Annotated in this window: 9 protein-coding genes; 5 read left to right on the top strand and 4 right to left on the bottom strand. The window is 57.2% G+C overall.

Going from position 1 to position 12,906, the window contains the following annotated elements:
- Positions 1 to 71: 71 nt before the first annotated feature.
- Positions 72 to 3,572 (bottom strand): NAD-glutamate dehydrogenase, encoded by a 3,501-nt coding sequence (locus tag AAGD24_RS15230; RefSeq protein WP_379865551.1) that lies wholly within the window; start codon positions 3,570 to 3,572, stop codon positions 72 to 74.
- Positions 3,573 to 3,730: 158 nt separating this feature from the next.
- Between AAGD24_RS15230 and AAGD24_RS15235 the strand changes: the two genes are divergently transcribed.
- Complete coding sequence (locus AAGD24_RS15235) at positions 3,731 to 4,183, top strand: Lrp/AsnC ligand binding domain-containing protein (RefSeq protein WP_379865552.1); 453 nt, start codon at positions 3,731 to 3,733, stop codon at positions 4,181 to 4,183.
- 43 nt (positions 4,184 to 4,226) lie between these two features.
- Here AAGD24_RS15235 and yeiP read toward each other — a convergent pair whose 3' ends face one another.
- Together yeiP and AAGD24_RS15245 are read right to left on the bottom strand one after the other, a co-directional pair.
- Positions 4,227 to 4,793, bottom strand: coding sequence for an elongation factor P-like protein YeiP (yeiP, locus tag AAGD24_RS15240; RefSeq protein WP_036209377.1), 567 nt, complete (start codon positions 4,791 to 4,793; stop codon positions 4,227 to 4,229).
- Positions 4,794 to 4,881: 88 nt separating this feature from the next.
- Complete coding sequence (locus tag AAGD24_RS15245) at positions 4,882 to 5,919, bottom strand: low specificity L-threonine aldolase (protein ID WP_036209376.1); 1,038 nt, start codon at positions 5,917 to 5,919, stop codon at positions 4,882 to 4,884.
- Between the two features lie 255 nt (positions 5,920 to 6,174).
- Between AAGD24_RS15245 and AAGD24_RS15250 the strand changes: the two genes are divergently transcribed.
- From AAGD24_RS15250 to AAGD24_RS15265, 4 genes are all read left to right on the top strand, one after another.
- Positions 6,175 to 8,268 (top strand): TonB-dependent siderophore receptor, encoded by a 2,094-nt coding sequence (locus AAGD24_RS15250; protein ID WP_379865554.1) that lies wholly within the window; start codon positions 6,175 to 6,177, stop codon positions 8,266 to 8,268.
- Positions 8,269 to 8,427: 159 nt separating this feature from the next.
- Positions 8,428 to 8,976 (top strand): sigma-70 family RNA polymerase sigma factor, encoded by a 549-nt coding sequence (locus AAGD24_RS15255; protein ID WP_227517877.1) that lies wholly within the window; start codon positions 8,428 to 8,430, stop codon positions 8,974 to 8,976.
- On the top strand, positions 8,973 to 9,728 hold the full coding sequence (locus AAGD24_RS15260; protein ID WP_379865556.1) for an anti-sigma factor domain-containing protein: 756 nt from the start codon (positions 8,973 to 8,975) through the stop codon (positions 9,726 to 9,728). The genes AAGD24_RS15255 and AAGD24_RS15260 overlap by 4 nt, the downstream gene beginning before the upstream one ends.
- A gap of 106 nt (positions 9,729 to 9,834) precedes the next feature.
- Complete coding sequence (locus AAGD24_RS15265) at positions 9,835 to 10,254, top strand: hypothetical protein (protein ID WP_041334169.1); 420 nt, start codon at positions 9,835 to 9,837, stop codon at positions 10,252 to 10,254.
- Between the two features lie 47 nt (positions 10,255 to 10,301).
- On the opposite strand, the gene AAGD24_RS15270 is transcribed toward AAGD24_RS15265, so the two are convergent.
- The gene (locus AAGD24_RS15270) at positions 10,302 to 12,878 is read right to left on the bottom strand and encodes a DUF2339 domain-containing protein (protein WP_379865558.1); all 2,577 of its coding nucleotides are present in this window, start codon (positions 12,876 to 12,878) and stop codon (positions 10,302 to 10,304) included.
- Between the last annotated feature and the right edge of the window lie 28 nt (positions 12,879 to 12,906).

Here is a 12,906-nt window from a genome sequence, read left to right on the forward strand (position 1 = left end):
TTTGGTTAATTAAAATTTACATTTTTCCTGTGAAATGATTAATTTTCAGACGAAAACACCCTGACAGATGACTAAGCTGCCTTTGCAGCCAGCTCCCGAAGCACGCCGTGGGCCACCGAGAACACGGCACAATCCACGTCACTCGCGGCCTGCATATCAGCCAGCATCTTTTGCCAACGGCTCAACAGAGCCTGCTTGTCTTCACGCCAACGTTCAAGCGACTGCTCAGGAGACATCGATCCGCCCCCTTCGGACGCGAAGGACAGTACACTCGCGGTCAGGTTCCGCAACTGGTGGTCCAGTTCGTCCCTGTAATGAAGCGTCGCCAGTACCTGCCAGTGCCCTCGGGCCTTGAAGGCACGCATCTGACGGTCCAGCCAGGTCAGTTTGAGACCTTCACCCAAGCTGAAGTACACCCAGGTCACCGACTCAAGATCCCGATCCAACTGACGGCCGATTTCGATGATATCCATCAGCCAATAGCGGCTTTCTGCAGAGGCGGCATAGGCTGCCAGTTTCTCCGGAACACGGTGCTCACAGTATTTATCATAGCGTTCCTGCCACCGACTTGCAGGAATCACCGCCTTCAGACTCTCTGTCGATGCCAGCACTTCCGCCAGCGGCTGCTGATAGTGGGCAATACAGGCTTTCGGGTCCAGGTCAGCCCGGCGATTGTGCAGCAACCAGCTGGTACTGCGGGTAACCAGTCGAATCACATCGCTGAACAACTCCGCCTGTACGCCGGCACCGATTTTCCCGTCAAGCGCTTCAATTGCTTTCCACTGGGTCTCTACGTCATGGATCTGGAGGGAGATCAGGTAGCCGGCGGCAATCCGGCCACAGTCGGCACCGGTGGCATTACGCAGCTTGTCCGCCCAACTGATGCCCATGCGATTCACCATATCGTTGGCAATCTGCGTTGCTGCGATTTCACCGCGCAGGGGATGGGCATCGATCGCGTCTGGAAAACGCTTGAGCAACGAGCCGGGAAAAGCGGAATACAGGGCCTTGGCGAAACGATCGTCGTGAACAATAGGAGCAGCCTGCAACGCCTGCTTCAGTTCAATCTTGGCGTAGGAAATCAACACCGAAAGCTCAGGGCGAGTCAGCCCCGAAGCACGCTCTCGCCGCGAGCGGAGTTCCTCGTCGTCGGGCAGAAATTCGAGGGACCGATCAAGTTTCCCCTCTGCCTCCAACCGCCGCATCAGGCGTTCGTACTCGTCCGTAGTGGCAACCGCCCCCGTGGCGGCCAGGCTCAGAGCCATGGCCTGACGGTAATTGTTCCGCAGCACCAGCTCCGACACTTCCGGAGTCATTGCCCGGAGCATCTGGTTACGCTGCCTCAGCGTCATCTTTCCGCTTCGCACCTGCTCGTTGAGCAGGATCTTGATGTTTACTTCATGGTCCGAACAGTCCACCCCACCGGCATTATCAATAAAGTCGGTATTGGCGGCACCACCGGTTCTGGCAAAACCGATGCGAGCAAGCTGGGTGAAACCGAGGTTTCCGCCCTCACCAAGGACCCCGCATTGTAGCTGGTGGCTGTCTATCCTTACGGCATCGTTGGACTTGTCGCCGACGTCGTCATGGGTCTCGCCAGCCGCTTTCACGTAGGTGCCGATACCACCATTCCAGAGCATGTCCACCGGGGCCTGCAACAGCGCACTGATCAACTCATTGGGCGGCAGGCGGATTTCACGGATGCCGAGGCGTGCCTGCATCTGCGGCGACACGGGAATCCATTTGGCAGCCCGTGAGAACACACCACCACCCTCGCTGATCAGTTCTGCACTGTAGTCCTCCCAACTCGATCCCGGTGTTTCAAACAGGCGCTTGCGTTCGGCGAACGACGCCGCTGCATCCGGCTCCGGATCCACAAAAATGTGCAGATGATTGAAGGCTGCCACAAGGCGAATGCGATCCGACAACAGCATACCGTTGCCAAACACGTCCCCGCCCATGTCGCCAATACCCAAAACGGTGAATTCGTCGGCCTGGGTGTCGATGCCTTTCTCAAGGAAATGACGTTTGACCGACTCCCAGGCGCCCTTCGCGGTAATACCCATTTTCTTATGGTCGTACCCCTCACTGCCGCCGGAGGCAAAAGCGTCACCAAGCCAGAAGCCGTATTCCCCGGCAAGCCGGTTCGCAATGTCAGAGAAGGTCGCCGTGCCTTTGTCGGCGGCCACCACCAGGTAGGTGTCATCGGCGTCGTGACGGACCACGTCAACCGGTGGCACTACGCTGCCTTCATTCAGGTTGTCGGTCAGGTCCAGCAAACCGCGGATGAATGTCTGGTAGCAGGCAATACCCTCTTCTCTCAGTGCCTCGCGTGAGCCGCCTTCCGGAGGCTGCTTGACGATAAAGCCCCCTTTGGCACCCACGGGTACGATGACCGAATTCTTGACCTGCTGGGCCTTCACCAGCCCGAGTATCTCTGTGCGGTAGTCTTCGCTACGGTCGGACCAGCGCAAACCACCACGGGCCACGGCGCCTCCCCTGAGATGAACCCCTTCCACCCGAGGGGAACACACGAATACCTCGAAACGCGGGCATGGCTTGGGAATATCCGGGATGCTGGAAGGATCGAGTTTAAGCGAGATATAGCCTTTGAACTCGCCGGTGTCCTGGCGTTGGAAATAGTTGGTTCTGAGAGTGGCCTTGATCATTACATAAAACCGCCGGAGGATACGGTCGTCGTCAAGGCTAGTTACGGCTTCGAGAGCCTCAAGAATCCGGTTCTCGATGTGCTCGGATTCTGTTTCCCGATTGTCCCCTACAGGATCGAAACGAGCGCTGAAAAAGGCGACCAGCAACGCCGTGATATCCAGGTGCCGGGCCAGGGTGTCGGCAATAAAGGGCTGGCTAAATCCGAAGCGCAACTGCTTGATGTAGCGGGAGTAGGCTCGCAGCATGCTGACTTCACGCCAGTTCAGACCCGCCGCCATCATCAACTGGTTGAAGTCGTCGTTTTCCGCGAAACCATTCCAGATTTCGCGGAACCCTTCCTGAAGTCGAGGTTTGGCCGCTTCGACATCTGCGCCACGGCAGCGGGAATGACATTCCACGGTAAAATCACTGACCCCGAACTGCTCGCCGTCACGCCGCCGAATACGATACGGGTGCTCCCCCAACACTCGCATGCCAAGATTCTCAAGGATCGGAATCACATCTGACAGAATCACCGGCTTGCCCTGACTGTAGAGCTTGAAGTTCAGTTCCTGCTCTCCCTGCTCCGATGATGTGTAGAACCTCATGGGCACATCAGAACTCAGGGCAATGGACTGGATTTGCTGGATATCGCCAGCGGCCTCCGCGACGGAGAATCTTGATCGGTAACTTGAAGGAAACCCGCCGCTGAACATCCCGGCCCAGCGCTTTCCTTCGGCCCTGCCCAACACCTCGGTCAAACGGCGGTGCAGCGCGTCGTCCCAGGACTGGGACTCCTCCAGCATCGTCGCCACAACGTCACGCAGATGGCCGGAATCGTCCGGGTCGTAGTCCTCACCCTCCAACGCCTCGGAGAGCTGTTCCAGGAGGGTTTGCTTTTGAGGGGAATCGGAATGGGTCATCGGAGATCTCCGGGGATATCAACTGGGGCATGTATGACGGAACATCCCCAGTATAGACAACTCACGAAAGACTCTTTGCCCATAAAGTTTTAAAATGCAGGCAATTTGATTATATTCTTGGCTTTGTATAGCCGTATATCCATATCGAGAAATAAGTTATGGTCGAATTGGACAGGATCGATCACTCCATCATCCGCGAACTGCAAAAACACGCACGGGTGACCGTCACCGAACTGGCGTCACGTGTTGGTTTGTCAAAAACCCCCTGCCAGGTCCGTATGAGGCGCCTCGAAGAACAGGGCTATATCACGGGTTACACAGCCCTGATCAATCAGACCAAACTCGGACAGAGTCATATTGCCTTTGCCCAGGTCACCCTGAACGACACCAGCAGCAATGCCCTTGCGGCCTTTAACCATTCTGTGAAGCAGATTTCAGCGGTAGAGCAATGCCACATGATTGCCGGCAACTTCGACTACCTGCTGAAAGTACGCACGCGGAACATGGCAGAATACCGGCAAGTGCTGGGGGAGCATATATCGGCGCTGCCCCATGTGTTGCAGACCAGCACGTTTGTGGTCATGGAGAATGTGAAAGACGCGGGGCTATGAGCCACAACGGCACCGAAAGCCCCGCTATCGGGTAAGCCGAGGATCAAACCCGCCCCAGAAACCGCCGCTCATCGACATTGACCTTAATGCGGTCGCCCGTGGAAATATGCTCGGGCACCTGCACCACCAGGCCGGTGGTGAGTCTGGCCGGCTTGGTGCGGGCAGTGGCCGAGCCACCCTTTACCGACGGGTCGGTTTCTTCGATCAGCAGGTCCACCGTAGGGGGCAAATCCAGCGCCACTGGCGCATCGCTCACCAGAACCACCATCAAGCCCTGAGTCTCTTCGTTGATGAACAGCAGCTCATCGGCAATGGCCTCGCCATTCAGGCTGTACTGCGTATAGTCCTCGCTATCCATGAAGACGTACTCCTCGCCATCCGAATAGGAGAACGTTGCTGGCCGACGGACCAGATCCGCCAGGTTCAGCATATCGGAGTCCTTGAAGGTCTGGTCGATCTTGTAGCCGGTTACAACGTCGTAAAGGCGCATGCGATACAGGCTGCCACCGGCACGCCCCTGCGGGACAGAACGCTCAATATCTTTTACGAAGTAGACACCACCTTCGTACTCGATCGCCGAATTCTTTTTGATTTCACCTGCTTTTGGCATTGCTACGGATTCCGGAATTTAAAGTGGGACAAACAGGGTGCTGATATATCATGAAGCGACGACGCTGGCGAGAGGCCCGACACCAAAATCAGGACACCAGCGCCCGCAAGTCCGCCAGAAAGCGATCAACCTGCTCCGGGGTGGTCGACCAGGAGCACATCAAACGGGCACTTCCGCCGATGAAATTGTAGAACTTCCACCCTTTGTCACGCAGCGCCGCCTGCACCGGGTCAGGCATTTCTACAAATACGCCGTTCACTTGCCTGGGGTAACGGAGCCCGATACCCGGCAAGCCTTCCAGGCCCTTCGCCAGTCGCTCTGCGCAGGCATTCGCGTGCCGGGCATTCTCCAGCCATACATTACCTTCAAGCAGCCCGCACCAGGGCGCGGAAATGTAGCGCATCTTTGACGCCAATTGCCCCGCCTGCTTGCAGCGCCATTCGAAGTCCTCTGCCAACGCACGATTGAAGAACACAACGGCCTCCCCCAGAGCCAGGCCGTTCTTGGTGCCCGAGAAACACAGTACGTCCACGCCAGCTTTCCAGGTAATCTCGGAAGGGTGAACATCCAGCGCCGCTACGGCATTGGCGAAACGAGCTCCGTCCATATGGATATTCAAGTTGAAACGATCAGCCGTTTGCCGGATCGCGCGTAGCTCGTCTGGAGAATAGACAGTACCCACCTCAGTTGCCTGGGTCAGGCTCAGGGCCTTGGGTTTGGGGTAGTGGATATCCGTGCGCTTGGTAACCAGGTGCTCAATACTCTCTGGCGTCAGCTTGCCGTTCGGCCCCTGCCCCAAAAGCAGTTTTGCACCGTTGGAAGCGTACTCCGGCCCGCCACACTCGTCGGTCTCGATGTGCGCCAGTTCGTGGCAGATCACACTGTGGAATGACTGCCCCATGGATGCCAGTGCCAGTGAGTTTGCGGCAGTGCCGTTGAACACAAAAAAGACATCGCAGTCGGTATCGAATAGGCCCCGAAGCCCATCGGCGGCTCGTTGTGTCCAGCGGTCTTCCCCATACGCCGGCTCGTCAGAACCATTCGCCTCGGCCATTGCGGACCAGGCTTGCGGGCAAATGCCACTGTAATTATCACTGGCAAACTGTTCTGACTCAGACACGGGCATACTCCTGGAAGTCTGTATCGAAAAGACTGATAAGACCTTAACTCTATTTGCAAAACTCCGAATTTGCTACTCAAAAAGTGCTTTCCTCAGCTCGTCACGACATGCCACCGAACACAGACCTACGAGTGAGAATGCCATCCGAAATCATTAATCATAATGAGATTGATTTGCATTATTTAATGCGGCTGATATGATTGCCGCCATCCAACATGAACATCCGTTCATTTCTCTCCCAGCGTTTTCCGGAGGTTTTCGATGGCCCAGTCTCCCACCCCGCACCAGCTCACGCTGGCGATCAGGCGCACACTAACCCTTTTGGCAACCTGCTCTGCAATCTGTGTTCCAGCTATCGCGGCTGCGCAGGACGATGCCAGCGAACCAACGAGTCTGGGGGAGCTGGTTGTGTCCGCAACCGCTTTGAAAGTGGAAGCCCCGTTGATGGAAACCCCCCGGCCCGGCTCGGTGGTGGAGCAGGAGGAAATGGAAGAGCGCAACGTGCAGGCGCTTGATGAAACCTTCCGCTACCGTGCCGGAGTGCTCTCGGGACAGTATGGTGAAGACAACGATACCGACTGGTTGAAGATACGTGGTTTCGACCAGTCGACTTATCAGGACGGCCTGAGAATCTATCGCGAGGGGTTCTATCAATGGCTGCCAGAGCCCTTTGGCCTGGAGCGCATAGAACTGCTCAAAGGCCCTGCGTCCATTCTGTACGGCGAAGCGCCTCCGGGTGGTGTGATTAATGCCATCAGCAAGCGACCTACCGATACTGTTCAGGGCCAGATCAATCTGCAGGCAGGAACCGATGAGCATCGCCAGCTTGGGGTCGATACGTCCGGACCCGTCGGCGATCGAAACGATCTCAGCTACCGTCTGGTTGGCTTGTACCGCTATAACGAAGGCGATCTGGATTTCACCGAGAACGAGCGCTACTACCTGGCCCCAAGCCTGACCTGGGAGATGTCTGATAGCACCGAGCTCACCTTATTGGCAAGTATCCAGAAGGACGACGCCATTCCGACCAATCCGTTCAAGCTGCCATTTGGCACCATAGACGACACGCCTTTTGGCAAAGTGGACCCGTCCACCAACTACAGCGAGCCAGGCTACGACACCAACGAACGCACCCAGTCAGCCATCGGCTATTCACTGAGTCATCGCCTAAACGACACCTGGACCTTCGAGCAGGACTTCCGCTACAGCCAGGTAGACCTGCTGTTACGCAGCAGCTTTATCTTCTTCCAGACAGGTCCGCGGGAAGGTCAGCGCTATCTGGTCTACCGGGACGGCGAGATCAACAGCTGGACAATCGACAATCGCCTGGTGGGCAAGTGGTTTACCGACCGCACCGAACACACGTTGCTGTTCGGGGTGGACTATCAGGATCTTGAAAACGAGGGCAAACAGAACGGCGCTGGAGGATCTACTCCGTTTGGCGGTCCTATCGACCTGTTCGATCCGCAGTACGGCAACTTCACGCCAATCACTGCCACAGATCTGATCGTACAGGACATCAACAAGCAGCAGACAGGCTACTACCTGCAACATCAACTGCGCCTGGATGATCGCTGGGTGTTCCTGGCCGGTGGTCGCTTTGACCAGGCCGAAGTCGACAGCGTTAATCGTACGGCCGGCACACGCCAGGAAGCCGATGCTGATGAATTCTCCCTCTCCGGTGGTGTGATGTATCTGGCGGACAACGGATTCTCGCCCTACATGTCCTACACCGAATCATTTCAGCCTATTTCAGGTACTGATGGCACTGGCGACCTTTACGAACCAAGGAAAGGCAAGCAATTGGAGGCCGGCGTCAAAATCGCTCCGGACGATCTGGATGGCTACGTAACAGCGGCGATTTACCGGATCGAAGAAGAGAATTCCCTCGGCACCAGCCAAAGCGGTTTCCAGATCCAGGACCGGGAGCGCACCACGGCTGGCTTTGAACTGGAGAGTGTCAGCTACCTGACCGACCAACTGGAACTGACCGCCGCGTACACGTACAGCGATGCCACGATCAAGGAAACCGAGACCGACAACAGCGAACGCGCAGCCCCGCTTATCCCTAGACATATGGCGTCAGCCTGGCTGGATTACAGTTTCGTCGACCACGTGCCAGGCCTGAAAATCGGCGGCGGCGCACGCTATGTGGGCTCTACTCGCGACGGCACGACCGATGTTCCCTCTTACACGGTTCTGGACCTGATGGCCCAATACGATGTAACCCGCAACTGGCAGGCACAGGTGAACGTCACCAATGTTGCGGACCGGGAATACGTCGCAAGCTGTGATTACTGGTGCTACTACGGCGAAGCCCGCAGCGTGGTTGCCAGCGTCCGCTACCGTTGGTGAAGGGCTCACACACAAACTTGCTTGACGAAATAAACCCGAACACGGCAATCTGCGTATCACGAGGCAACTTTTCACACACCCGTTGGCGACTCCTGCATGTCTGAACCGTTCAGTTCATCCACCACTGGCCGCGCCCCATCAGGCGCGGAGTCGCCATCCATGTCAGAGTCCCCCGACCAACTCAGCCAGCTTCTTAAGGGCGTTGCCGCAAAAGACCGCGCAGCGTTTGCAACACTGTATGAAGCAACGGCGCCGAAACTTCTTGGTACCATCACCCGTATCTTGAATAACCGGGGCTGGGCCGAGGAAGTCGTGCACGATACGTATATCAAGATCTGGCGAAAAGCGGATCAGTTCGACGCGTCCAAGGCCTCTGCGATTACCTGGATGGTCACCATTGCCCGCAACGGTGCTATCGACGAGCTGCGAAAGCAGCCGGCAAGTCGCAAGGCACCGGAAGATGAGCTGGAGCAGCTTGCCAGCAAAGAACCCAATGCCCAATCACAAGTGGAAAGCCAGCAGACCGTGAACCGACTGAACCTATGCCTGGAGGAGCTGGAAAAAGATCGCCGCGACATGGTGCGGTTGGCCTATCTTAACGGCTGGTCCAGAGCAGACCTGGCCACGCATTTCGATCAACCGGTGAATACTGTCAAAACCTGGCTACACCGGGCGCTGAAACAACTGAAAGGGTGTCTCACACCATGACCGACCACGACGATCTGGACATGCTGGCAGCAGAGTTCGTCCTGGGCACACTGGATGCCCGGGAGCGGGCCGCTGTGGCCGTGCGTCGGCAAAGCGAACCGGATCTCGACGAGATGATCTCTGCCTGGGAGCAGCGTTTGTCTGCACTGGCTGATGAAGTAACGCCGGTCACGCCAGACCCCGAGCTGTATCAACGGATTGAACACGATATCGATGCCCTCGAGACGCGCCGGGCCGGTGTCGATACTGACAGCCTCGATACATCCAACGTGATTTCCCTGCACAAGCGCCTCAGGCGTTGGCAGTGGAGTACAGCCCTGGCGTCAGCCGCTGCCATGGTGCTGGTTGCGGTTCTCGTATTCCAACCTGCACCAGAGCAGAGCCCGCAGTCGTTTGTGGCCGTGTTCCAACAGAATGACCAGCAGCCGGCCTTCATGCTCTCGGTAGACCTCAACAACCGTCAAATGCAGATTCGTCCGGTAACGGCCAAACCCATGCAGGGAAAATCCTACCAGATGTGGATAAAGGCCGATTCACTCGGGCCGAACCCCCGTTCCCTGGGCGTACTCAACGACAACCTCAAGCTGGAGCGCGCAGCCCTTCGTGACTACGACCCTGAGCTTCTGAAGGAAGCCACCTTTGGCATCAGCGTAGAGCCCGAAGGCGGTTCACCCACTGGCCAGCCCACCGGGCCAGCCATACACGGCTACCTGTATCCCGTTGCTGATGGGGCCTCTGAACCCTCTCACTGATTCTTTTTACCTTGCTGAAACTTTTGGGAACCACGCCCCGTAACTGTGGTTACACCCATCGAACAAAATATCAGGATGGGATCAACCCGAAAGCAAGGAGAACACAATGAAGAAGCATTTGATGACAAGCGCATTTCTAGCCGCAACTCTGGCTTCTGGTTCCGCATTGGCAATGGACAACATGAAAGTCGGGGTTTGGGGAGACAATCAGTCAGTTGCGGACGGCACCGTGACTGCCAAGAAAGTGGTTGCCGAGAAAAATGGCTGGCTCGTGGTGCACCGCACGGATGAGAGTGGCAAGCCAGGCCCGGTCGTGGCACACGCGCCCCTTCGCAAGGGTAAAAACACAGATGTGGCCGCCATTTTGACTGAAGACGTCAAATCCGGTGACATGCTGATGTTGATGCTTCATAGCGAAGACGGTGGCATGAAAACGGGCATTTTCGAATACACCCTGGGCGCCAAGGAAGATGGTCCCATCAAGAAAGACGGTAAGCTTGTGATGAAAACCATCACAGCGAAGTAAGCGACCGGCAAACAACTGGGTGGGGCCGCTCCCGCGGCCCCACCTGATCAGTCGGAGAGGGTCTGATTACCCGCCGAAGGCTGCGCTTTCCGATACATCCAGGCCAACCCCAGTAACGCCAGCCCAAGCCCCATAAAGGCCGCCACTCGCCAAAGCCCCTGTAGGCCGGCCATATCGACGAGAAAGATCTTGGCAATCACCAGTCCCAACAGAGCCATACCAGCCTTGTAGAGCACCGCATTGTCACGCCTGGCGGAGTAGGCGATAGCGCCGATCGCGTACAAAAGGCTGACAACCGAATAAGTGTAAAGCTCACCCTCTGACATACCGAACGACAACCCCATGTCACTCCCCTGCCAGAGTTGCCGGATCTCCAGCGCGGTAAACAGCAGAAAACCGGCAGACGCCACGCACAACGACCAGAACCGGGGCGCAAGCAAGGGAAACCGGCTGACCGCAAGCGCCAGCAGAATGGGACCACCGTAGCCGGGAAGCAGCATATTGATGATCGGTGTATCGCCAATATGGCCGCCGCCCCACCAGGGATTGTGCAGCGTCACCAGAGCGAGATAACTCAACATCGACAGCGCAACCAGTATCCGCGAGAACAACCGGTACAGCCAGGCCAGTGACTCACTTGCCCCGGCACGCACCATATAGGTCACGCCCAGTGCACCCCAGAGCAGTGTGTTGATTGCAGCCTCGGTAAAGCTGTACTGCTGGGAAAAAATATCGCCATCGTAAAGCCAGTAACGCATCTCGGCACCCAGGAACAGCACCAGTAGATGCAGGGTTGCCCCCTCCAGCCAAGGACGAATGGCACGATCCTTCCCCGCCAGCCAGGTAGCAATGCCGGCAAACAACGTCGCCCCACCATAGCTCCAGAGTGACCAATGGAGACCGGTATCGTAATCCTGTAGCCAGGGGTTGAACGTCAGCCGTGCCACCACCAGGGCCAGGGCCACCTTCAACAGCAGGTGAAGTTCGGGCATCTGATAACGCCGCGCCAGCCAGGTAAGGCTGACAAACTGAGCAGACAGGGCGAGGGTGAGTGACGCCTCACGAACAATCATTATCGCCGCCAGGGAATAGCTGACGTGTGCCGCCATCACTGCCCAGACAACGCCCACTCGATAGCGCTGCACGCTTTCGAGCTTCCACGCGAGAACGCCGTAAACGCCGCCAACCAGCAACATTGCAACCGACCAGGCGGACGACGTCTGGTAGCCGTGTACTAACAGCCAACCCAGCACCGCCCAAACCAGTGGCGACAACAGTGTAAAGGAGGCCCATCGGCGGCGATCATTCTGGCGAACCCAGTGCCATAATCCGAGCCCGGTGGAGAGTATGGCGGCCCCAATCAGGTAGGACAGCAAACCACCCTGATGCTCCGGCGCCATCTGCGTAAAATAGGTCACCTCGGTGCCATTGCGCCCGACGTATCCGAGCCATCCCAGCGCACTGACCAGCACCGCGGCCCAGGGCAGGAACCAGAGCGCTCCACGACTCTGCGGCACCAGAGCTGCTGCCGGCAATATGATAAGCCAGCTCCAGAAAAACGGGCGATCACCCTGCCCGACCATCGATAGTGCCCAGAGAGCCAGCAGGGATATCAAGACTTCCCGTAAATACGGCAGCGCCTGCTTTGCGCGAACCGGAACCATGGCAAACACCACAAACAGGGCGGCGATGTACCAGGCTGTTGAGGCGCCGATGGCGGCTCCGCTGGACGTGGCCAACCACCACAGAAACGCGCCGGATAACGTGGCGTACCAAAGCCAGTCCCGATAGACATAACGCATCAACATCAACGAACTGACGGTGATCAGGAAACTGTAAGACAGCACAAAAGCCACGCTGCCATCATCGCCACCGATCAATAACGGCACCAGATAGGCGCCACTCAACCCCATGACAGCAAGCAGCGGGCCATGAAACAGCGACAGCACCATGGTACCCAGAGACACAATGGCCAGCCCGAACAGGCCCACGGTAGGGCCGACCAGCCCGTAATGGTGAACGCCCGCCAGCAATGCCGCATAGAGGGTGATACTGCCTCCACCCGCCAGCGCCGCAAATACTTCGTTTGCACCCCGGTTGCGACGACGCAGGTACTCCGCTCCCGCATGCAACGCAAGACCGCTGAATAGCGCCAACATCAATTGCTGCGATGGGCCGATCATTCCTGCGTTGATGGAGTGGCTGACCATGAAAATACCGGCCAACCCAACGCTCAGGCCACCAAGCCAGACCATCCAGTTATCCTTCAGGGCCTGGACAAAGCGAGATTTATCGCGTGACGTCGCATCCGCACTCGGGGAGCTTGTGTCAGGAAAGGGGCTTGTGTCAGAAGAGGGGCTTGATTCAGAAGGGGCTGGCGTGTCCTCGACAACGGCTTCGTCGAGTTCAAGCTCCAGCTCCGGGGCCGGCTGGTCTTGGTCTTTTCCGCCCAAATGTTGCTTTAGATAAGCCACTTCTTCGCGCAAACGGGACATTTCCCGGTTCAGGGACTCAAGGCGTTCCGACTGATCACGACGTCGGGAAAACGCAAGAATACCCAGCACGGAGCCCACCGGCAGGAGTATGGCAAGACCAAGTGCCAGAATAATCAATAATGCTTCCATGCTGCCCCTCGTGTGTCAGGCGCCCGAC

Source organism: Marinobacter sp. M5B (assembly GCF_042604615.1).
In the GTDB taxonomy this organism is placed as follows: domain Bacteria; phylum Pseudomonadota; class Gammaproteobacteria; order Pseudomonadales; family Oleiphilaceae; genus Marinobacter; species Marinobacter salarius.

Coding starts and splice junctions, on each gene's coding strand:
- AAGD24_RS15230 (WP_379865551.1), bottom strand. CDS start 3,572: ATGACCCATTCCGATTCCCCTCAAAAGCAAACCCTCCTGGAACAGCTC.
- AAGD24_RS15235 (WP_379865552.1), top strand. CDS start 3,731: ATGGTCGAATTGGACAGGATCGATCACTCCATCATCCGCGAACTGCAA.
- yeiP (WP_036209377.1), bottom strand. CDS start 4,793: ATGCCAAAAGCAGGTGAAATCAAAAAGAATTCGGCGATCGAGTACGAA.
- AAGD24_RS15245 (WP_036209376.1), bottom strand. CDS start 5,919: ATGCCCGTGTCTGAGTCAGAACAGTTTGCCAGTGATAATTACAGTGGC.
- AAGD24_RS15250 (WP_379865554.1), top strand. CDS start 6,175: ATGGCCCAGTCTCCCACCCCGCACCAGCTCACGCTGGCGATCAGGCGC.
- AAGD24_RS15255 (WP_227517877.1), top strand. CDS start 8,428: ATGTCAGAGTCCCCCGACCAACTCAGCCAGCTTCTTAAGGGCGTTGCC.
- AAGD24_RS15260 (WP_379865556.1), top strand. CDS start 8,973: ATGACCGACCACGACGATCTGGACATGCTGGCAGCAGAGTTCGTCCTG.
- AAGD24_RS15265 (WP_041334169.1), top strand. CDS start 9,835: ATGAAGAAGCATTTGATGACAAGCGCATTTCTAGCCGCAACTCTGGCT.
- AAGD24_RS15270 (WP_379865558.1), bottom strand. CDS start 12,878: ATGGAAGCATTATTGATTATTCTGGCACTTGGTCTTGCCATACTCCTG.